Source organism: Alloalcanivorax xenomutans (assembly GCF_032810065.1).
GTDB lineage: Bacteria > Pseudomonadota > Gammaproteobacteria > Pseudomonadales > Alcanivoracaceae > Alloalcanivorax > Alloalcanivorax xenomutans.
Genome location: NZ_CP136538.1, coordinates 1,111,197 through 1,131,627, shown reverse-complemented (window position 1 = coordinate 1,131,627; position 20,431 = coordinate 1,111,197). Strand labels below are relative to the sequence as shown.

Annotated in this window: 18 protein-coding genes; 17 read left to right on the top strand and 1 reads right to left on the bottom strand. The window is 63.6% G+C overall.

Translation table 11 applies throughout. The features are described 5' to 3' along the window. Nucleotides 1–26: 26 nt before the first annotated feature. Entirely contained in the window at nt 27–1,781 is a 1,755-nt protein-coding gene (locus RYH70_RS05280; RefSeq protein WP_026949570.1) for a SulP family inorganic anion transporter, read from the top strand. 344 nt (nt 1,782–2,125) lie between these two features. Next, entirely contained in the window at nt 2,126–3,583 is a 1,458-nt protein-coding gene (locus RYH70_RS05275; protein ID WP_022996044.1) for an SLC13 family permease, read from the top strand. Nucleotides 3,584–3,677: 94 nt separating this feature from the next. Here RYH70_RS05275 and RYH70_RS05270 read toward each other — a convergent pair whose 3' ends face one another. Continuing rightward, entirely contained in the window at nt 3,678–4,304 is a 627-nt protein-coding gene (locus RYH70_RS05270) for a YdcF family protein (RefSeq protein WP_022996043.1), read from the bottom strand. Nucleotides 4,305–4,460: 156 nt separating this feature from the next. Between RYH70_RS05270 and leuS the strand changes: the two genes are divergently transcribed. From leuS to RYH70_RS05195, 15 genes are all read left to right on the top strand, one after another. Continuing rightward, nucleotides 4,461–6,908: a leucine--tRNA ligase gene (gene leuS / locus RYH70_RS05265; RefSeq protein ID WP_026949569.1), complete on the top strand. Its 2,448-nt coding sequence runs from the start codon at nt 4,461–4,463 to the stop codon at nt 6,906–6,908. 55 nt (nt 6,909–6,963) lie between these two features. Continuing rightward, the gene (locus RYH70_RS05260) at nt 6,964–7,467 is read left to right on the top strand and encodes an LPS-assembly lipoprotein LptE (protein WP_022996041.1); all 504 of its coding nucleotides are present in this window, start codon (nt 6,964–6,966) and stop codon (nt 7,465–7,467) included. 5 nt (nt 7,468–7,472) lie between these two features. After that, a complete protein-coding gene (gene holA / locus RYH70_RS05255) occupies nt 7,473–8,477 on the top strand; it encodes a DNA polymerase III subunit delta (RefSeq protein ID WP_022996040.1) in 1,005 nt (334 codons plus the stop codon). Between the two features lie 202 nt (nt 8,478–8,679). Continuing rightward, nucleotides 8,680–9,537 (top strand): class I SAM-dependent methyltransferase, encoded by an 858-nt coding sequence (locus RYH70_RS05250; RefSeq protein ID WP_026949568.1) that lies wholly within the window; start codon nt 8,680–8,682, stop codon nt 9,535–9,537. A 73-nt stretch (nt 9,538–9,610) separates the two neighbouring features. Then, entirely contained in the window at nt 9,611–10,867 is a 1,257-nt protein-coding gene (locus tag RYH70_RS05245; protein WP_022996038.1) for a glutamate-5-semialdehyde dehydrogenase, read from the top strand. A gap of 89 nt (nt 10,868–10,956) precedes the next feature. Then, nucleotides 10,957–11,751: a nicotinate-nucleotide adenylyltransferase gene (gene nadD / locus RYH70_RS05240; RefSeq protein WP_080530566.1), complete on the top strand. Its 795-nt coding sequence runs from the start codon at nt 10,957–10,959 to the stop codon at nt 11,749–11,751. After that, nucleotides 11,741–12,115 (top strand): ribosome silencing factor, encoded by a 375-nt coding sequence (gene rsfS, locus RYH70_RS05235; protein WP_022996036.1) that lies wholly within the window; start codon nt 11,741–11,743, stop codon nt 12,113–12,115. The genes nadD and rsfS overlap by 11 nt, the downstream gene beginning before the upstream one ends. 81 nt (nt 12,116–12,196) lie before the next feature. Next, nucleotides 12,197–12,667: a 23S rRNA (pseudouridine(1915)-N(3))-methyltransferase RlmH gene (gene rlmH, locus RYH70_RS05230; RefSeq protein ID WP_080530565.1), complete on the top strand. Its 471-nt coding sequence runs from the start codon at nt 12,197–12,199 to the stop codon at nt 12,665–12,667. A gap of 104 nt (nt 12,668–12,771) precedes the next feature. Continuing rightward, nucleotides 12,772–14,703 carry a penicillin-binding protein 2 gene (mrdA, locus tag RYH70_RS05225; protein WP_317009872.1) on the top strand — a complete coding sequence of 644 codons (1,932 nt, stop codon included), beginning with the start codon at nt 12,772–12,774 and terminating at the stop codon, nt 14,701–14,703. Next, a complete protein-coding gene (rodA, locus tag RYH70_RS05220) occupies nt 14,700–15,845 on the top strand; it encodes a rod shape-determining protein RodA (RefSeq protein ID WP_026949564.1) in 1,146 nt (381 codons plus the stop codon). The genes mrdA and rodA overlap by 4 nt, the downstream gene beginning before the upstream one ends. 127 nt (nt 15,846–15,972) lie before the next feature. After that, nucleotides 15,973–17,019 carry a lytic murein transglycosylase B gene (mltB, locus tag RYH70_RS05215; RefSeq protein WP_022996032.1) on the top strand — a complete coding sequence of 349 codons (1,047 nt, stop codon included), beginning with the start codon at nt 15,973–15,975 and terminating at the stop codon, nt 17,017–17,019. Beyond that, nucleotides 17,019–17,969: a septal ring lytic transglycosylase RlpA family protein gene (locus RYH70_RS05210; RefSeq protein ID WP_284455102.1), complete on the top strand. Its 951-nt coding sequence runs from the start codon at nt 17,019–17,021 to the stop codon at nt 17,967–17,969. The genes mltB and RYH70_RS05210 overlap by 1 nt, the downstream gene beginning before the upstream one ends. A 131-nt stretch (nt 17,970–18,100) precedes the next feature. Further along, nucleotides 18,101–19,267 (top strand): D-alanyl-D-alanine carboxypeptidase family protein, encoded by a 1,167-nt coding sequence (locus RYH70_RS05205; protein ID WP_233924476.1) that lies wholly within the window; start codon nt 18,101–18,103, stop codon nt 19,265–19,267. Continuing rightward, nucleotides 19,267–20,130, top strand: coding sequence for a D-amino acid aminotransferase (locus tag RYH70_RS05200; RefSeq protein ID WP_080530562.1), 864 nt, complete (start codon nt 19,267–19,269; stop codon nt 20,128–20,130). The genes RYH70_RS05205 and RYH70_RS05200 overlap by 1 nt, the downstream gene beginning before the upstream one ends. A 27-nt stretch (nt 20,131–20,157) precedes the next feature. Beyond that, on the top strand, nt 20,158–20,430 hold the full coding sequence (locus RYH70_RS05195) for a DUF493 domain-containing protein (protein WP_014993439.1): 273 nt from the start codon (nt 20,158–20,160) through the stop codon (nt 20,428–20,430). Nucleotide 20,431 lies beyond the last annotated feature (1 nt).

Below are 20,431 nucleotides of genomic sequence, written 5' to 3'. Positions count from 1 at the left end.
CTGTTCCCCCACCGGACTCACCAACGGTGAGTCCGGCCTCCCCTCGCCGTCGCCTGCCGTTGCCGTCCTGGCTGCCGGCGTCACGCTGGCTGGCGGATTATCAGCGCCGGGATCTCAGCGCCGACGGTCTGGCGGCGGTGATCGTCACCCTCATGCTGATCCCGCAGAGCCTGGCCTACGCGCTGCTGGCCGGCGTTCCGGCCCAGATGGGCCTCTATGCCAGCATACTGCCGCTGGTGGCCTATGCGCTGTTCGGTTCCAGCCGCACCCTGGCCGTGGGGCCGGTGGCGGTGATCTCTCTGATGACCGCGGCGGCGGCCGGCCAGGTGGCCGGCGGCGACAGCGCTACTTTCCTGCTCGCCACCACGGTGCTGGCCCTACTCTCCGGACTCATGCTGGTCGGCATGGGCCTGCTGCGTCTCGGCTGGGTGGCGAATCTGCTCAGCCATTCGGTGATCGGCGGTTTTATTTCCGCTTCCGGCCTGCTGATCGCCGCCAGCCAGCTTAAACATCTGCTGGGGATTCCTCTGCACGGTGACACGCTGTGGGCCCTGGGCGCTTCCCTGCTGGCGCAAACCGGCCGGATTCAATGGACCACGGTGATCCTGGGCCTGCTCACTCTGGCGTTCTTGTTCTGGGCCCGCTCAGGTTTGAAATCCCTTCTCGCCCGCACTCGTCTTTCCGCATCGGCGGCGGATCTTGTCAGCAAAGCGGCGCCGGTACTGGCGGTGATCCTCACCACCCTGGCGGTGGAAGGCCTGGATCTGCGGCGGGCCGGGGTGGCCACGGTGGGAGCCATTCCCGGCGGCCTGCCGGCCCTGAGTCTGCCTGCTTTCGATGCCGAACTGTGGCGGGCTCTGCTGTTACCGGCTTTGCTGATCAGCCTGATCGGCTTCGTCGAGTCGGTGTCGGTGGCCCAGACCCTGGCCGCCAAACGCCGGCAACGCATCGACAGCAATGCGGAGCTGACCGGTCTGGGCATGGCCAACCTGGCCTCGGCGGTCAGCGGCGGCTTCCCGGTTACCGGCGGCTTCTCCCGTTCGGTGGTGAATTTCGATGCCGGCGCCCGCAGCCCCCTGGCCGGCATTCTCACCGCCGTGGGGATCGCCTTGACCGCGCTGTTCTTCACACCCTGGTTCCAGGCCCTGCCGAAGGCCACCCTGGCCGCCACCATCATCGTTGCCGTACTCAGCCTGGTGGATCTCGGCGCCCTGGCCCGCACCTGGCGCTATTCCCGCGCGGACGGCCTGGCCATGGCCGTGACCATGGCCGGTGTGTTGCTGATGGGCGTGGAGGTGGGCGTGATCGCCGGGGTGCTGTCGTCGCTGCTGTTGTTTCTGTGGCGCACCGGCCAGCCCCATGTGGCGGAATTGGGCCAGGTGCCCGGCACCGAGCATTTCCGCAATGTGCAGCGGCATCAGGTGCAAGTCTCTCCCTCCGTGCTGTCGCTGCGGGTGGACGAATCCCTTTACTTCGCCAACGCCCGCCATCTGGAGGATCAGATCTACGACTGCGTCATGCAGCGGCCGCAAATCCGCCATGTGGTGCTGTTGTGCTCGGCGGTGAATCAAATCGACGCCAGCGCCCTGGACAGCCTGGAGAGTCTCAATCAACGGCTGGGGGACGCCGGTGTCACACTGCATTTATCCGAGGTCAAGGGCCCGGTGATGGATCGTTTGCGCCGTTCGCCCTTCCCGAAGCACCTGCACGGCCGGATCTTTCTGACGCACTTCGATGCCCTGCGCGCCCTGGATCCGGCGAGTCTCGCCCCGCCGCCCTAGGGCCTGTTCACGCTATTTTCATCCCGCCTGTTGCGGCTAAAACGTCACCAATCCAGGCGTGAGGAGAGAAGTTTGGTCGTTCCAAATGAACGACGAGTAACGCAGAGTGGTGACGTTTTAGCCGCAACCCGAAGGGCTGGAACCCTTTTTACCTCCCGCGTCGTTGTCGGTTGCTCATTTGGAATGACCAAACCGCGCGCCCTCCGCCTGGCTGGAGGCAAAAAGGGCACCCAGCAGACGGGATAAAAATAGCGTGAACAGGCCCTAGCAATAAGTCTAATTCCCCACGCCCGGCTCCGAGTGCACACTTGTTTGTTTTTCGTTATGCGCCTCAGGAGTCGTCAATGACCGACGCTGCCCGGCACCAGGCCGAAATCAAGAAAGACACCGATCTCGCCGCCTGGATCGGCCTGTTCCTCGGACCTCTATTGCTACTGGCCTGTCTGCTGACCGATCCGCCCGGCACCCTGAGCGAAGCGGGCTGGCGCACCGTGGGCCTGACCTTGTTAATGGCCACCTGGTGGTCCACCGAAGCAATCCCGATTCCGGTCACCTCCCTGTTGCCGATCCTGATGGCTCCGGCTCTGGGCATCAGCACCGTGGACAAGGCGTCCGCGCCCTACGCCAACCCGGCGATTTTTCTGTTTCTCGGCGGCTTCATGCTGGGGCTGGCCATGGAACGCTGGAATCTGCATAAACGCATCGCCCTGATGACATTGCGTGCCGTCGGCAGCCAGCCCGCCTACCAGGTGGCGGGCTTCATGCTGGCCACCGCCTTCCTCAGTATGTGGGTCAGCAATACCGCCACCTCGATCATGATGCTGCCCATCGGTATGTCGGTGATCACTCTGTTGGGCGATGACAACCCGCACAGTGAGCGTCTCTCCACCGGGCTGCTGCTGGGCATCGCCTACGCCGCCAGCATCGGCGGCATCGCCACCCTGATCGGCACGCCACCCAACGCGCTGCTGATTGCCTTTCTGAAGGACAACTACGACATCCACATCGGCTTCGGACAATGGATGCTGGTGGGTGTGCCGGTGTCGGTGGTGATGCTGGGCGTCACCTGGCTGTGGCTGACCCGGGGCGGCCTGCGCAAAGCGGCAAAGCTGGCCGACAGCGACGCCCTGATCCACGACGAGCTCAAGGCAATGGGGCCGTTGTCCCGGGGCGAGAAAGGGGTCGCGGTGGTCTTTGTGTGCGCCGCCTTCGCCTGGGTATTCCAGCCTCTGATCGCCAAAGTCGTGCCGGGAATCAACGACACCAGTATTGCCATGGCGGCGGCCATCGCCTTGTTCCTGGTGCCGGTGAGTCTCAAGAACCGGGAATTCCTGATGAGCTGGGGTCACGCCGGCAAGCTGCCCTGGGGCGTGCTGCTGCTGTTCGGTGGCGGCCTGTCCCTGGCCGCCCAGATCCGCGCCACCGGCCTTGCCGACTGGATTGCCCAGGGCATGGGCGCGCTTGGTTTCCTGCCGTTGATCCTGTTGATCGGCATGGTGGTGATGGTGATCATTTTCCTCACCGAGGTTACGTCCAACACCGCCACCGCCGCTGCTTTTCTGCCCCTGCTTGGCGCCCTGGCGGTATCCCAGGGCATGTCACCGGAATTGCTGGCGATTCCCGCCGCCATCGCCGCCAGTTGCGCCTTCATGATGCCGGTGGCGACGCCGCCCAACGCCATTGTTTTCGGCACCGGCCATCTGCGCATCGGCGACATGATCCGCGCCGGCTTCTTCCTCAACCTGGTGGGAATCGTGGTGGTGACCCTGCTCAGCTATGTGCTGGTGAGGACCATCTGGTAAACCTTTAACCCGTTAACCGTTGTAGGAGCTTGCCGGCAAGCTCCTACAACGGCTACGAAGTACGGTCTGAGGGTAGCTGTTTTTACCGCGATCATCACAACGGGTATTTGCAGTGATACCAGATCAGCGCCAGCCATTCGCGCCAGATCAACGGCATCTGTGACAATGCCCCGGCGGAGGGCATCCAGGGGCGGCGTGGCAGGGAAATCACCGCATGGGGTGTCACCTCAAGGCGCTGGGCTTGAAAACAAAGCGTGGCCCGGCACAGATGGGCCTGGTCAGTGACCAGCACCAGACTCTCGATACCGCGAAGACGCAGAACCCGGGCCGCCATCACCGCGTTTTCCCAGGTATTGCGGCTCTCCGCTTCCAGCATCAGGGGCGCATCCGGCCAGGCCCGGCGCACCACCTCGGCCATCAGCGCGGCCTCGGATTGCTCCGCAAGCAGCGGCTCGGCGCCGGGGGCGCCACCGCAAAGCAATAACGGCAATTGCCGCTCGCGGGCCAGTTCCAGCGCCACCCGCAACCGCTTCAGGCCCAGCGTGTTGAGACGGTAACCATCACCCTCACGGCGCCGGCCTGCCCCCAGCACCACCACCGCCCGCGGCGGCGACGAGCCACGCCGCGGCGGCACCGGCGGGTAGAACCGGGCGACCACCGCCGGCAGGGTGGCACCGGCCATCACCAGCGCCACCATGCCCAGAATCATTACCTCGTCCATTCGCTGTCTGCCCGCGCCCCGCTCATGTATCCTATGTTTCCTTTTATGCTATGTGCCCGACCCGTACACCGTTCGTCAGCCATGTGACACGACTTACGCGACGACACACTGACAGACACCGACTGACCAAACACTAACCAAGCACTAAGAGAACCGATGGACGCACAGTATCGCCCCGACCAGGTAGAACGGGAAGCCCAGGAATACTGGGAAAATCAGGAGACCTTCAAAGTCACCGAGCAGCCGGGCAAGGAAAAATTCTATTGCCTGAGCATGTTCCCCTATCCCTCCGGTCGACTACACATGGGCCATGTGCGCAACTACACCATCGGCGACGTGATCAGCCGGTATCAGCGCATGCAGGGCAAGAACGTGATGCAGCCGATGGGCTGGGACGCTTTTGGTCTGCCCGCCGAGAACGCCGCCATCAAGAACAAGGTGGCCCCGGCCAAGTGGACCTTCGAGAACATCGACTACATGAAGGGTCAGCTCAAGCGTCTGGGTTTCGGCTACGACTGGGACCGGGAACTGGCCACCTGCACCCCGGAGTACTATCGCTGGGAGCAGTGGTTCTTCACCAAGCTTTATGAAAAGGGCCTGGTGTACCGCAAGATGTCCACGGTGAACTGGGACCCGGAAGACCAGACCGTACTGGCCAACGAGCAGGTCATCGATGGCCGGGGCTGGCGCTCCGGCGCCCTGGTGGAACAGAAAGAGATTCCCCAGTGGTTCATCAAGATCACCGATTACGCCGACGAACTGCTCAATGATCTGGACCAGCTCGACGGCTGGCCGGAGCAGGTCAAGACCATGCAGCGCAACTGGATTGGCCGCTCCGAAGGGGTGGAAATGGCCTTCGCCATCGACGGTGAAGAGCCGCTGCGCGTCTACACCACCCGACCGGACACCCTGATGGGCGTGAGCTACGTGGCCGTGGCCGCGGCCCACCCGCTGGCGAAAAAGGCGGCGGCCGCCAACCATGAAGTGGCCGACTTCGTGGAAGAGTGCCTGCACAACAAAGTGGCCGAAGCCGACATGGCCACCATGGAAAAGAAAGGCATCTTTACCGGCCTCCACGCCACTCATCCGATCAGTGGTGAGCAAGTGCCCGTGTGGATCGCCAACTTCGTTCTGATGAGCTACGGCACCGGCGCCGTCATGGCCGTGCCCGCCCACGATCAGCGCGATTTCGAATTTGCCCGCAAGTACGATCTGCCCATCAAGCAGGTGATCGAACCGGCAAACGGTGAAGCGATTGATCTGGAAAAGGAAGCCTTCACCGGAAAAGGCAGGCTGGTGAACTCCGCCGAGTTCAGCGGCAAGACCTCCGCCGAGGCCTTCGACGCTATTGCCGCCTGGCTGAACGAACGCAACCTGGGCGAGAAAAAAGTAAACTACCGTCTGCGCGACTGGGGCGTGTCCCGTCAGCGTTATTGGGGCGCCCCCATCCCCATGGTGGAAACCGAAGACGGCGAGCTGCACCCCGCCCCGGAAGACCAACTGCCGGTGGAACTGCCCACCGACGTGGAAATGGATGGCGTAAAGAGCCCCATCAAAGCGGACCCCGAATGGGCCAAAACCACCTGGAACGGTCAGCCCGCCCTGCGTGAGACCGACACCTTCGACACCTTCATGGAGTCCAGTTGGTATTACGCCCGTTACTGCTGCCCGCAGAACGACCAGGCCATGCTGGACCCGGCCGCCGCCAATTACTGGCTGCCGGTGGACCAATACGTGGGCGGTATCGAACACGCTATTCTGCACCTGCTGTACTCACGCTTCTTCCACAAGCTGATGCGTGACGCCGGCCTGCTCGACAGTGATGAGCCGTTCAAGCGGCTGTTGTGCCAGGGCATGGTGCTCAAGGACGGCGCCAAGATGTCCAAGTCCAAGGGCAACACCGTGGACCCGCAGCAGATGATCGAGCAGTACGGCGCCGACACCGTGCGGCTGTTCATGATGTTCGCGGCACCGCCGGAGCAGTCCCTGGAATGGAACGACGCCGGCGTTGAAGGCGCGCACCGCTTTATCAAGCGGTTGTGGCGGATGGTTGCCGAGCATGTCGAAGGCGGCGCCGCGCCGGCACTGAATCCGAGTGCTCTGAGCGCCGCGGCCAAGGCCGTGCGCCGCAAGACCCATGAGACCATTCAGAAGGTCAGTGACGACTTCAGCCGCCGTTACACCTTCAATACCGCCATCGCCGCGGTGATGGAACTGATCAACGACACCGGCCGTCTTGCCGCCGATGACCCGCAGGCCGGCGCGGTCCGTCAGGAGGCGCTGGAAGCCGCGGTGCTGTTGCTGTCACCGATTATCCCGCATGCCTCCCATCAGCTGTGGCGGGCACTGGGCCATGATGACGCGGTGATCGACGCCGCCTGGCCCGAAGTGGACGAAAGCGCTCTGGTCAAGGACAGTGTGGAGTTGGTGGTGCAGGTAAATGGCAAGGTGCGCGCCAAACTGGAAGCACCGGCGGACGCCGACAACGCTGCCCTGGAAACGCTGGCCATGGCCGAAGAGAACGTGCGCAAGTTCATCGACGGCAAGACCGTGCGCAAGGTCATCGTGGTGCCCGGCAAACTGGTTAATATTGTTGCCAATTAATGGTTGCCAACTGACTTTGTCGCCAACTCAAGACCGGCAGCTCACGGAGATGTTCATGACGCTCGTCCCGCATCGCACACTGTTGCTTGTTCTCGCCACACTTCTGCTGACGGCGTGCAGCGGCTGGCAGCTACGCGGCCAGACCCACACGCCGCAGTTCGAAAGCGTGACCCTGGCCGGCGGAGCGGCTCAGTTGCGCTACACCCTGGAACGGGAACTGACGCCGCTGGGCGTGCTGCTGCACAACGAGTCACCCTACGTGATCAAGGTCATCGACGAGCGTTGGGACCGGCGCACGGCGGCGGTGGACGAGCGCGGGCGGATCGCTGAACTGGAACTGCACTACGAGCTGGTGTGGCAGTTGATCGACCGCGACACCCAGGCGCCGCTCAACCCGCCCCGCCACATCAGGGCACTGCGTAACCTGGCTTACTACCCGGACAACATCACCGCCTCTTCCGATGAGGAAGAAATGATCCGCCAGGACCTGTACGACGACATCGTCTACCGCCTGATCAACCAGCTGGCGGACGCTTCCCGCAAAGTACAACGGAACTGACCGCCATGCGGCTGCGCGCGGACCAACTGGGCAAACACCTCAAGGGCGAAGAGCTGCTGCCGGTCTACCTGGTGGCCGGCGACGAACCCCTGCAACAGGACGAAACCCTTGATGCCTTGCGCTCCGCGGCCCGCCAGCGCGGCTTCGAGGAGCGGCAACGCTTCAGCGCCGACACCGGCATCGACTGGAATGCGCTGCTCAACGAGGCGCAAAGCCTGAGCCTGTTTGGCGGACGCCGGATCCTCGAGGTGGTGCTCAACGACAAGCGCCCGGACAAAGCCGGCAGCCAGATTCTGCGGGACCTGATGGCCACCCCTTCCCCCGATACCCTGCTGCTGATCCGCTGTTCACGGCTGGACCGCCGCAAGGACTGGGGCAGCGCCTGGATCAAGGCGCTGGACGGCTGCGGCGCGGTCATTGAGATCTGGCCGGTGGAAGGGCGCCAGCTTTACCCCTGGTTAAGGGACCGTCTGGCCAGCCGCGGCCTCAACGCGGACGAAGACGCCCTGGAACTGCTGATCCAGCGCAGCGAAGGCAATCTGCTGGCCGCCGCCCAGGAGGTGGACAAACTCGCCCTGCTGGCCGAGAACGGCCACGTCACCCCGGAAACCGTGCAACAGTCGGTGGGCGATTCCAGCCGCTACACGCCTTTCGATCTCACCGACGCCACCGCCCAGGGCGATCCCGCCCGCGCCCTGCGGGTCCTGCGGACACTGCGGGCCGAGGGCGTGGAACCGCCGGTAATTCTGTGGGCCCTGAGCCGCCATCTGCGTGGCCTGGACGCCCTGCTCACCGGCGGCAACCCGCCACGCATGCCCCCCGCCCGCATGCGCGCCATGGAGACCCAGGCTTCGCGCCTGCGGCCGCGCCAGTTGCATCAGGCTCAGGCCCTGGCGATCCGCGCCGACCGCACCGTCAAGGGCATGGCCCCCGGCGATCCCTGGAAACACCTCAGCAGCCTGGTGCTGCGTCTCACCGGCCAACCCCTGCCGCCAATTCTGGAAAGGTAAGGTCGACCGCTGGCACGCAACACGCCAAAGCCAAAGCCGAAAAGCGTCATGCCGGCCTTGATCCGGCATCACCCTCTGTTCCCTCTACAACCACAGGGCTCCGTTGAAAGCGATCCCGGGTCAGGCCCGGATTGGCCCGCTCGGAATCCGCCACTCTGCTAGGGTCTGTTCACGCTATTTCCATTGTCGCCAGGAAAGAACCATGCCGCAGCGTCTGGACACCTCTTCGATCAGCTTTACCGCTCTTTATACCGGCCAGGTGTGGGTTCGAAACGGGCTTTCCTCGGCGGATTTCCAGACCCGCGCCGGGGCCTTGCTATACCATGCGATGACCCCCTTCGAGGCGGCGGGCAAACAGCTTCTGGGCGGCAACATCCGTACTTTCCTGTTGCAACGCCATTACCTCATCGACGCCCGCCTGCAGTCACTGATCCAACGCTATCCGGACTTGCAGATCCTGGAAATCGCCTGTGGTCTGAGCCCGCGCGGCTATCGCTTTCGTCAGCAGCACTCCGGCATCACCTATGTGGAGGCGGATCTACCGGACATGGCCCGGCGCAAACGGCGGCTGCTGGCACGGCTGGGGGCGCTTGGTGACCGGCACCGGGTGGAAACGGTGAACATTCTGCTGGAGCAGGGCGAGGACAGCGTGCCCGCCCTGCTGGCCCGCTTCGCCCCGGACAAGCCGGTGGCGGTGGTCACCGAAGGCCTGATCAATTATTTCTCGCTCACCTCGATCAGCCCGTTCTGGCAGCGGCTGGCGGCGTCACTGGCCGGCTTTCCCGATGGCCGTTATCTCACCGACAACTATCCGCTCTACGCCAACCGCCGTTTCCAGCGGACCCTGAAAACCCTGGGGGGTCTGCTCGGTGTCCTGTCCCGCAGTCAGGTCAGCTTCCATTTCGATTCCGATGAGGAAAGCCGGGCCCATTTTCGCGCCCTCGGCTTCCAGGATCTCGATATTCACGACCCGGCGGATTACTACCAGCGGCTGCCCATTCCGCGCACCCGTCGCACCCCGATGGTACGGGTCCTGGAAGCCCGTACCGGGCCGGCGTGACGGCGCCGGTTTCGCCGCTGTCGTCCTGCACCTATACTATGGGGCTTCCGATCGACACGGCATGACAGAACACATGGATATCCAGCAGTACATGGCCAACGTGGGCGAGCACGCCCGCGACGCCGCCCGGGCCATGGCCCGGGCCAGCGCCGGTGACAAGAACAACGCCCTGATGGCCATCGCCGGAGCGTTGCGCGAGCACCGTGACACCATTCTCGCCGCCAACCAGGGCGACCTGGCACGGGGCCGCGACAATGGCCTGGACGCGGCCTTGCTGGATCGCCTGGAACTGACCCCGGCGCGCTTCGAGGGCATGGTGGAAGGGCTCGAGCAGGTCATCGCGCTGGCCGATCCGGTGGGGGAAATCACCGATCTGAACTATCGCCCCTCCGGCATCCAGGTGGGCCGCATGCGCGTGCCCCTGGGCGTGATCGGCATCATTTATGAATCCCGTCCCAACGTCACTATCGACGCGGCGGCACTGTGTCTGAAATCCGGCAACGCCGCGATTCTGCGTGGCGGCTCCGAAGCCATTGATTCCAATCAGGCCATCGCCGCCTGCCTGCGCCAGGGTCTGGCCGCCGCCGGCCTGCCGGAAACCGCGGTACAGGTGCTGGAAACCACCGACCGCGCCGCGGTGGGCGAGTTGATCACCCATCCCGAGTATGTGGACGTGATCGTCCCCCGTGGCGGCAAGGGCCTGATCGAGCGCATCAGCCGGGAAGCCCGGGTGCCGGTGATCAAGCATCTGGACGGCAACTGTCACACCTACATCGATGTGGACGCCGATGCCGACAAGGCGATCAAGGTCGCCTACAACGCCAAGACCCAGCGCTATGGCACCTGCAACACCATGGAAACGCTGCTGGTGCATCGGGATATCGCCGCCACCGTGCTGCCGGAGCTGGCCCGGATGTACCGGGAAGAGGGTGTGGAGTTGCGTGGCTGCGAACGCACCCGGGCGCTGCTGAAGGACATCAACGCCGCCACTGAAAGTGACTGGGAAGAAGAGTATCTGGCACCGATTCTGGCCATTCGCATCGTCGATGATCTGGATCAGGCCATGGATCATATCCATCGCTACAGTTCCCAACACAGCGAGGCGATCATCACCGAGAACTACACCCGGGCACGGCGCTTTCTCGCCGAAGTGGATTCCAGCTCGGTGATGGTCAACGCTTCCACCCGCTTCGCCGACGGCTTCGAATACGGTCTTGGCGCGGAGATCGGCATTTCCACCGATAAGCTCCATGCCCGGGGCCCGGTGGGTCTGGAAGGGCTGACCAGTCAAAAATGGGTGGTGCTGGGCGACGGGCATGTGCGTCAGTAAGGTCGCCTTCGCGATGCCGGGTTTGCCGCCAAAAATGAATCGAATTTCCGCCAACGGACATTCGCTTCCCCCGCTTGCCGGAAGACTTCATGTTTAAAACGTCCGACGTGCGACGTCCGACATCCGAAATCAGCGGCGTAAAGCCGCTGATTCTTTTCGGTGGCACCTTCGATCCGGTTCACGGCGCTCATGTGCGCGCCGCCCTGGCCGTGTCCCAGGTGCTCGGTAACGCGCCGGTGCGCTTGCTCCCCAATGCAGTGCCTCCACACCGGCCCCAGCCCCTGGCGGACGCCAGCGAGCGCCTGGCCATGGTGCGCCTGGCCTGTGCCGGACATCCGGCCCTGCAGGCGGATGATTGGGAGTTACGCCAGGCCGGCCCGTCCTATACTCATCTGACGTTGCAACACTTTCGCCGTCTTATTGGCCGGCGGCGGCCATTGGTGTTCATGATCGGCGCCGACAGCTTCGCCAGCCTGCATCAATGGCATGGCTGGCGCCGCTTCGCCGCCCTGTGCCATTTGGCGGTGGTGCCCCGCCCCGGCGCGCCGGCACCACTGCCGTCGGTGGAAAAGGCCTTTCCGCGCGGCCGGCCACGCCTGCTGCAGGCCCTTCCGGCCGGGCGCCGGCTGATGCTGACGCATCCGCATATGGACATTTCCGCCACCGCCATCCGCGAGGCGCTGGAGCACCGGGGGCAATGCCGTGCCCTGACCCCGGTGGTGGAAGCGCATATCCGCCGCCATGGTTTGTATAATGTGCGGACATCGGCTGCCCCGGCGGCGCCCGGAACCATAGAACCCGACACCGACGTCACTGCCAACATCGACGCCAATACCTATACCGACGCCAATACAATGGAAACAACGAGGCCCCATGAGTTCTGACACCTCTCTGCTGGATCTGGTACTCGACGCTCTCGAAGAGCTGAAAGCACGGAACGTCACTCACCTGGATGTTCGCGAGCTCACCAGTGTGGCGGACGACATGGTCATCGCCAGCGGCACCTCCAACCGTCACGTCAAAGCACTGGCGGACAACGTGGTGGAACGGGCCAAACAGGCCGGTTATCGCCCGCTGGGCACCGAAGGCGAAAAAGGCGCCGAGTGGATCCTGGTGGATCTCGGTGACGTCATTGTCCACCTGATGTTGCCCGCCACTCGCGAGTTCTATGACCTGGAACGTCTGTGGCGCAATCCGGATCATCATCCCGAGCGGACCGGCACGCCGGCCAACAAGGATCCGGGCTGAACCCTCGAGCCGTTTCGCAGTCCCATTTGCCTGAGCCGGCATCATTCAGGGCAGGGTCAGGGGGGCGCCGCAGGAGAGTCTATGCGCATCCATCTGTTTGCCGTCGGCACTCGCATGCCGGCCTGGGTCGAGCAGGGCTTCCAGGAGTACCAGAAGCGGCTGCCCCCGGACATGCGCCTGCTGCTGGAGGAAATCCCGCTGCCCAAACGGGCCAAGGGCGACGTCGCCGCTCTGGTGCGAACCGAGGGTGAGGCCATCCGCAAGCGGCTGGAGAAACTGCCCGGCGCCCGCGTGGTGGCCCTGGAGGTCACCGGCAAAGCGGTGGACACGCCGATGCTGTCACAACGTCTCGGCGAATTGCGGGATCTGGGGCAGGATCTGGCGCTGCTGGTGGGAGGTCCGGATGGCTTGTGTGCCAGGTTGTCCGCCGACGCCGACGAGCGCTGGTCGCTGTCGGCGTTGACGCTGCCGCACCCGCTGGTACGGGTATTGCTCGCCGAACAGCTGTATCGCGGCTGGACGCTGCTTGCCGGCCACCCCTATCATCGCTGAGCAAAACCACCCGATAATCTGGCAGCCATGCGCGATCCACACTCACATTTCGTTCCGATCCCCGTGCCACGGCGACCGGGCGCGGAGCCGGTCACAGGATCCACATGCGCCAACCGCTGACCCTCAAGGACCACCATCACGAGCACCGTCTGTTCAGCCTGCGTCTGCTGGTGGCGGTAGCGCTGGTTCTGGTGTTGTCGCTGGTACTGGTCGGGCGCATGGCCTGGCTGCAGATCGCCCAGCACAGCCGGTTCACCACCCTTAGTGACAACAACCGGGTGCTGACCCAGGCGATGTCGCCTCCGCGCGGCCTGATCACCGACCGCAACGGCGAAATCCTGGCGGTGAACCGGCCGGACTTCACCCTGGAACTGGCGGTGGAACAAAGCGCGGACCTGAACGACACCCTGAACCGCATTCGTCAGTTGATCCCGTTGACCGACGATGACCTGGAGCGGTTCGAGCGGCGCCGCACCAGCGCCCGCCGCCCGTGGGAACCGATCCCGCTGCGCGGCCGGCTCACCGAGGAGGAAATCGCCCGCATCGCGGTGCATCAACACGAGCTGCCCGGCGCCCGGGTCACCGCGTCACCGGTGCGCTACTACCCTCACAGCCACCTGTTTTCCCATGTGCTCGGGTACGTCAACCGCCTCAGTGCCGAGGATCTGGACAACATGACCCTGGCCGAGCAGCGTAACTACAGCGGCACTCATTATTACGGCCGCACCGGTGTGGAACGCTATTACGAGCATCGGCTGCACGGCCAGGTCGGCTATCGTCAGGTGGAAACCAATGCCCGCGGCCGGATCCTGCGCGTTCTGGAGGAACAACCGCCGGTACCCGGTGACGATCTGCGTCTGTCCCTGGATCTGAAAGTACAACAGGCCGCCTACGACGCCCTCGGCGAGCGGCGCGGCGCGGTGGTCGCCATCGATCCCCGGGATGGCAGCGTGCTCGCCTTTGTCAGCCGCCCCGGTTTCGACCCCAATCTGTTCGTCACCGGCATTTCCCACAAGGACTACGCCCGTTATCAGCAGGATCACGATCACCCGCTGTTCAACCGTGCCCTGCAGGGCCGTTATCCACCGGGCTCCACGGTGAAACCCATGCTCGGTCTGGCGGGCCTGGATGCCGGTGTCACCAGTTGGGAGAGGACCATCCACGATCCCGGCTATTTCAGCCTCGAGGGCAACCCCCACCGTTACCGGGACTGGAAACGCTGGGGGCATGGCCAGGTGGATATGGAAAAAGCGGTGGTGCAATCCTGCGACACTTACTTCTACGATATGGGGTTCCGGCTCGGTATCGACCGCATGCATGATTTCATGGTCGGCTTCTCCATCGGCGAGGCCACCGGCATCGACCTGCTCAACGAATCCGAAGGGAATATGCCTTCGCGGGAATGGAAAAGGGCCGCCCGTAACGCACCCTGGTTCCACGGCGACACCATCAACACCAGTATCGGTCAGGGGTTCATGCTCACCACCCCGCTGCAACTGGCGGTGGCCACGGCGATCCTGGCCAACGATGGCCACCAGGTGGTACCCACCCTGGCCGCCGATGAAACCCATCCGCCGCTGCGCCCGGATATCACGCTCAAGGATCCCCGGAACTGGGAGCGCATGAAGCACGCCATGGAAGCGGTGGTCCACAGCAACCGTGGCACCGGCCGTGTCATGGCCAAGGACGCCCGCTATCATATGGGCGCCAAAAGCGGCACCGCTCAGGTGTTTTCGGTTGGCCAGGAAGAAACCTATAACGAGGAAGAATTGGCGGAACGCATGCTCGACCATGCTCTGATCGTATCCTTCGCACCGGTGGAGAACCCGGCCATCGCCGTGGCGGTGATGGTGGAAAACGGCCGCCACGGCGGCTCCGTGGCCGGCCCGGTGGCCCGTCAGGTGATGGACGCCTGGCTGCTGGACGAGGACGGTAACCTGAATATTCCGGAACCGCTGGCGCGGCCCCCCATACAGAATGCGTTGCCGACACAGGCCAGTACCACCGCCCAAGCGACCAGGACGGCCGCCCCATGAGCCAAGTCGATCCTGTCAGAACCACCGACAACGGTGGCCATGCCATCTTCCGCACCCCGGTGGCCACGCGCCTGCATCTGGACCCGCCGCTGCTGGCGGCCCTTCTGTTGACCATGCTGGGCGGCCTGGCGGTCCTCTACAGCGCCAGCGGCGGCAGCATGGACACGGTGATCCGCCAGGCCATCCGCTTCGGAGGCGGTTTGCTGGTGATGCTGGTGCTGGCGCAACTGCCGCCGAGGACGTTCCGTTTCTGGGCTCCCCTGGTGTACGGCGTCGGCCTGGTCCTGCTGGCACTGGTGATTCTGGTAGGCACCGAGGCCAAGGGCGCCCAGCGCTGGCTGAGCCTGCCCGGCATCGGCCGTTTCCAGCCCGCGGAGCTGATGAAACTGGCGGTGCCGGCCATGGTCGCCTGGTTCTTCAGCGACCGCACTCTGCCACCGTCAAAACGCAATGTGCTCGGATCACTGGTGCTCATCTTTCTGCCGACGGTACTGATCGCCATGCAGCCGGATCTGGGCACCGCCATTTTGATTGCCGCCGCCGGCCTGGTGGTTCTGTTCATGGCGGGGCTGTCCTGGCGGCTGATCGGGCTGGCGGTGCTGGTGCTGGTGGTGGCCGCGCCGCTAATGTATTTCTTCGTTCTGCACGATTACCAGCGCACCCGGGTGGATACCTTTCTGAATCCGGAAGCGGACCCGCGCGGGGCCGGCTGGAACATCATCCAGTCGAAGACCGCCATCGGCTCCGGCGGCATCGGCGGCAAGGGCTGGCAGGACGGGACCCAATCGCGGCTGGATTTCCTGCCGGAGTCCCACACCGATTTCATTCTCGCCGTGCTTGGTGAAGAGTTCGGGCTGATCGGGTTCCTGCTATTACTGGCGGTCTATTTGGTGATCATCGGGCGAGGCTTTTTTATCAGCTGGCAAGCCCAGGAGACTTTCAGCCGATTGTTGGCGGCGGCGCTGACCATGACTTTCTTCATCTACGTGTTTGTCAACGTGGGCATGGTGTCCGGCCTGCTGCCGGTGGTGGGGGTACCGCTGCCGCTGGTCAGTTATGGCGGTACCTCGATCGTCACCCTGCTGGCCAGTTTCGGCATGCTGATGTCGATCCATACCCATCGACGCTTCATCAACTTCTGAACCGGTGACGGATTCCATGGTCTGCACTTATCAGTCGCCGATGCGGCGCGCCGCGATCATGGTTTAACCTCGCCGACCTCGATATTATGGCCCCAGCCCCGTCCCCCCTGTTTTTATGGAGAAACTCATGGGTGTAAGACTGTCCGCCCTGCTCCCCCCCTTTGCTTTCCTCGCCGCCGTTTTCCCCGCGGCCACGGCCTTCGCCGAAGAGCAAGGGTATGCCGATCACCCCCAGGCGGAAGCCCTGATCCAGGAAGTGGTGAAAAAAGGCGTGGACGAAAAACGGGCCCGGGAGCTGCTGTCCCAGGCCCGGCGGCAGGACAAGATTCTCGAATCCATCGCGCGCCCGGCGGAACACACCATGACCTGGGCCCGTTATCAGAAAATCTTTTTACAGCAGGAACGGGTTGACGCCGGTGTCGCCTTCGCCAGAGAAAACCGGGAAGAACTGGCCCGGGCCGAGGCCGAGTATGGCGTACCCCGTGAGATCATCCTTGCCATCATCGGCGTGGAGACCTATTACGGCCGTCATAAAGGCACCTACCGGGTGCTGGACGCCCTGACCACCCTGGGCTTCGATTACCCGCCGCGGGCGTCCTTTTTCCGCGGCCAGTTGGTGGCCCTGATGGAGATGGAAAACCAGGCCCATATCGACGCCAGCGAGATCACCGGTTCCTATGCCGGCGCCATGGGACTGGCGCAGTTCATTCCCACCAGTTACCAGGCCTACGCGGTGGACTATGACCAGGATGGCGTGACCGATCTGGTCAACAGCCCCGCCGACGCCATCGGCAGTGTTGCAAATTATTTCCATCGCCACCACTGGCAGCCCGGCTTGCCGGTGGCCGCCCGCGCCAGAATCGAAGGTCAGGGCTATCAGGCGTTGGCGAAGAAAGGCTACAAGCCTTCCTTCAGTCTCGCCACGGCCCGGAAAAACGGCGTAGTGGCAGTGAGCTGCCAGGATGATACCCTCGGCAGCGAATACTGTTTTGATCTGGCGGATGACACCCAGGTGGCACTGCTGGACCTGACCGGTGAAAAAGGACACGAATTCTGGATGGTGACGCGCAACTTTTACGTGATCACTCGATACAACCACAGCGAACTTTACGCCATGGCGGTGCTGCAACTGTCCCGGCAGCTGGCCCATGCGCTGGAAGAGGACCGGTCTTGATGCGTGCCCTTCTGATCAGTGCGTTGGCCCTGGCTCTGGGGGCCTGTAGCCTGACCCCTCCGGCGACCACACAGGACGCGCCAACCGGTCTCCCCAAAAAGAGCACCGGTGATGCCTCACCGACCCAGCCCCCTGCCCGCGACCCCGCCGGCGCGCCGGGCTCGGACCGTTATGCCCATAGCACCGACAGTCCGCCGCCCGCCGAGGATCGCAGCAGTATCGAGCGGATACCGGAGCCGGTTCCCAAATCCGAGCCGCCGAGCCGATACGGCAATCCGGCCACCTACTCCGTGTGGGGACAAACCTATCATGTGCTGCCCTCCTCCGAGGGCTATGAGGAGGAAGGGCTGGCGTCCTGGTATGGCCGCAAGTTCCATGGCTATCGGACCTCCAGCGGCGAACCCTATGACATGTACCGGTTCACCGCCGCCCACCGCACCCTGCCGCTGCCCACTTATGTGCGCGTCACCAATCTGGACAACAACAAGCAGCTGGTGGTGCGGGTCAACGACCGTGGTCCCTTCCATTCCGACCGCATCATCGATCTGTCCTGGGCCGCCGCGGTTCGTCTCGGCATCGAGCAGAACGGCACCGGCCATGTAAGGGTGGAAGCGCTGACACCGGAGGAGCCCCCCGGCGGCCGCCGTCAAGGCACCGTGCCCACCGCGGTACGGGCGGCACTGGACAGCCCGCCACCGGAGGCCGGTAAGAACCAGGCCAGATCCGGGGATCTCTATCTCCAGGCCGGTGCCTTCCGTGCTCTGGACGGCGCCCGTGATCTGGAACGCCAGTTGCGCAACCGGCTGAAGTTGCCGGTAACCGTGCGCAAATTGGAGAACAGCGCCTACTACAAGGTGTGGCTGGGCCCCTTCGCCAGTCTGGACGACCAGGAACAGGCCCGTCAGGCATGCCAGCAGGCCGGCTTCGGCAACCCGATGCCGGTTCGCTAAGGCCCTATATTTCAGGCCCTGTGATTTTTTCCAAGGTCCGTGCCTCACGGCTGCGTTGACGTTGGAGACAGGCCATCACGGTATCCGGACCCGAGCCGGATTCGACAAGAAGTACTAACAGGCAGGAAACCATGACCCAGAGAATTGCCCTTCGCGATATCTTTTTTTTATTCGCCGCCGCCTGTCTGGCGCTGCTGCCGCTGACCGGGCAGGCCCAGAGCACCGTGCCACGCGCGCCCTCGGTGGAAGCCCGCAGCTATATTTTGATGGACGCCCGCAGCGGCCACATTATCGTCCAGCACAACGCCGACCAGACCATGCCCCCGGCCAGCCTGACCAAGATGATGACCGCCTATATCGCCGAGCGGGAGATTCAGTCCGGTAATATTTCGCTTCAGGACCAGGCGCCAGTCAGCGTCAAGGCCTGGCGCATGGGGGGGTCACGCACCTTTCTCAAGGAAGGTACCCAGGTCTCCATCGACGACCTGCTGCGCGGCATCATCATCCAGTCCGGGAACGACGCCAGTGTCGCCATGGCCGAGTATATCGCCGGCTCCGAGGACGCCTTCGCCGACCTGATGAACCAACAGGCGCGGGCTCTGAACATGAACGATACCCACTTCATGAACGCCACCGGCTGGCCGGCGGAGAATCACCACAGTACCGCCCACGACATGGCACGGCTGGCCCGGGCCATTATTAACGACTATCCGGAACACTACGATATCTACGCCGAGAAGGAATTCACCTACAACGGCATCACCCAGACCAACCGCAATCTGCTGTTGTGGCGGGATTCCACCGTCGATGGCCTGAAAACCGGCCACACCGACGAAGCCGGTTATTGTCTGGTGGCCTCCGCCAAGCGCGACGAGATGCGCCTGATCAGCGTGGTCATGGGCACCGCCTCCGAACAGGCCCGCGCTCAGGAAACGCAAAAGCTGCTGACTTACGGGTTCCGTTTCTTCGAATCCTACAAGGCCTACAGCGCCAACGACGTGCTGGCCAATCCGGATGTCTGGCTGGGCGCCGCCGACACCGTGCGTCTGGGTCCGGAAAAAGACGTGCAACTGACCGTGCCGCGGGATAGCGCCGACCGTTTGCAGGCGGAGATGACGATCAACCCGCAACTGCGCGCTCCGATCGAGAAAGGCCAGCAATACGGCACGGTCACCATCCGTCTGGACGACGAAGTGATCAGCGAAACGCCGCTGGTGGCGCTGGAAAGCGTGGAAGAAGGCGGCTTTTTCTCCCGCCTTTGGGACCACATCATGCTGTTCTTCAAGGACCTGTTCTGATGAGCACGGTCTACCTCAACGGCGCCTTCATGGCCATGGAGCAGGCCCGCATCTCGCCAATGGATCGCGGTTTCCTGTTCGCCGACGGGGTATACGAGGTGATCCCCGCCTTCAATGGGGTGCTGTTCCGCTTCGAGGAACACCTGCGCCGGCTGGAACGCTCCCTGTCGGCGCTGTACCTGATCAACCCGCACGACCGCGCCGGTTGGCGCCGCCGCTGCGAGGAACTGATCCAGCGCAATGGCGGCGGCAATCTGTCGCTGTATCTGCAAATCACCCGCGGTGCCGCCGACAAGCGTGATCACGCCTTTCCCGATCCGCCGGTATCGCCCACGGTGTTCATGAGCACCGCGCCGCTGACGGTGCCGACGGAGGACAGCCCGGGTCAGGTCACCGGCGCCGCGGCCATCACTCTGGACGATATCCGCTGGGCCCGTTGCGATATCAAGTCCATATCATTGCTGCCCAATATTTTGCTGCGGCAGCAGGCGATCGCTTCCGGTGCCCGCGAGGCGATACTGATCCACGACGGCTTCGTCACCGAAGGCGCCGCCAGCAACGTCTTTATCGTCAAGGACGGCGAAATCGCCACCCCTCCGGCCAGCCATGCCATTCTCGGCGGCATCACTCGCGATCTGGTCATCGAGCTGTGCCGGGCGCAGGACCTGCCGCTGCGCGAACGGGAAATCAGCGAGGCCGAACTGGGCGATGCCGACGAAGTGTGGATCTCCAGCTCCACCCGCGACGTGGTGCCGGTGGTCTCTCTGGACGGCCGCCCGGTGGGCTCTGGCCGCCCCGGCGAGACTTGGAAAATCCTCGCCCGCCACTATATAGCGTTCAAGCGCCGCCTTTGCGGCGTATAAGTATCCGCCACCGCAGCGAGAATCGACATGGCCATCCGTGAAGAGCTTTGGGAATTTCCCCACACCATGCATTTGAAAGTCATGGGCGCCGTGGACGCGCCGCTGGAAGATGCCGTGGTGGACATCATCGAGCGTGTGCTGGAGCAGGAATTCGACCGTCCGCGCAACCTCAGCGCCCGCCCCAGCAGCCGTGGCAATTTCATTGCCCTCACCGCCCGCATCACGGTTCAGGACAAAGGACAGGTGGAAGCCCTGTATCGGGAACTGAACGCTTGCCCCCATGTGAAAATCACCCTGTAAC

Coding starts and splice junctions, on each gene's coding strand:
- RYH70_RS05275 (WP_022996044.1), top strand. CDS start 2,126: ATGACCGACGCTGCCCGGCACCAGGCCGAAATCAAGAAAGACACCGAT.
- RYH70_RS05270 (WP_022996043.1), bottom strand. CDS start 4,304: ATGGACGAGGTAATGATTCTGGGCATGGTGGCGCTGGTGATGGCCGGT.
- leuS (WP_026949569.1), top strand. CDS start 4,461: ATGGACGCACAGTATCGCCCCGACCAGGTAGAACGGGAAGCCCAGGAA.
- RYH70_RS05260 (WP_022996041.1), top strand. CDS start 6,964: ATGACGCTCGTCCCGCATCGCACACTGTTGCTTGTTCTCGCCACACTT.
- holA (WP_022996040.1), top strand. CDS start 7,473: ATGCGGCTGCGCGCGGACCAACTGGGCAAACACCTCAAGGGCGAAGAG.
- RYH70_RS05250 (WP_026949568.1), top strand. CDS start 8,680: ATGCCGCAGCGTCTGGACACCTCTTCGATCAGCTTTACCGCTCTTTAT.
- RYH70_RS05245 (WP_022996038.1), top strand. CDS start 9,611: ATGGATATCCAGCAGTACATGGCCAACGTGGGCGAGCACGCCCGCGAC.
- nadD (WP_080530566.1), top strand. CDS start 10,957: ATGTTTAAAACGTCCGACGTGCGACGTCCGACATCCGAAATCAGCGGC.
- rsfS (WP_022996036.1), top strand. CDS start 11,741: ATGAGTTCTGACACCTCTCTGCTGGATCTGGTACTCGACGCTCTCGAA.
- rlmH (WP_080530565.1), top strand. CDS start 12,197: ATGCGCATCCATCTGTTTGCCGTCGGCACTCGCATGCCGGCCTGGGTC.
- mrdA (WP_317009872.1), top strand. CDS start 12,772: ATGCGCCAACCGCTGACCCTCAAGGACCACCATCACGAGCACCGTCTG.
- rodA (WP_026949564.1), top strand. CDS start 14,700: ATGAGCCAAGTCGATCCTGTCAGAACCACCGACAACGGTGGCCATGCC.
- mltB (WP_022996032.1), top strand. CDS start 15,973: ATGGGTGTAAGACTGTCCGCCCTGCTCCCCCCCTTTGCTTTCCTCGCC.
- RYH70_RS05210 (WP_284455102.1), top strand. CDS start 17,019: ATGCGTGCCCTTCTGATCAGTGCGTTGGCCCTGGCTCTGGGGGCCTGT.
- RYH70_RS05205 (WP_233924476.1), top strand. CDS start 18,101: ATGACCCAGAGAATTGCCCTTCGCGATATCTTTTTTTTATTCGCCGCC.
- RYH70_RS05200 (WP_080530562.1), top strand. CDS start 19,267: ATGAGCACGGTCTACCTCAACGGCGCCTTCATGGCCATGGAGCAGGCC.
- RYH70_RS05195 (WP_014993439.1), top strand. CDS start 20,158: ATGGCCATCCGTGAAGAGCTTTGGGAATTTCCCCACACCATGCATTTG.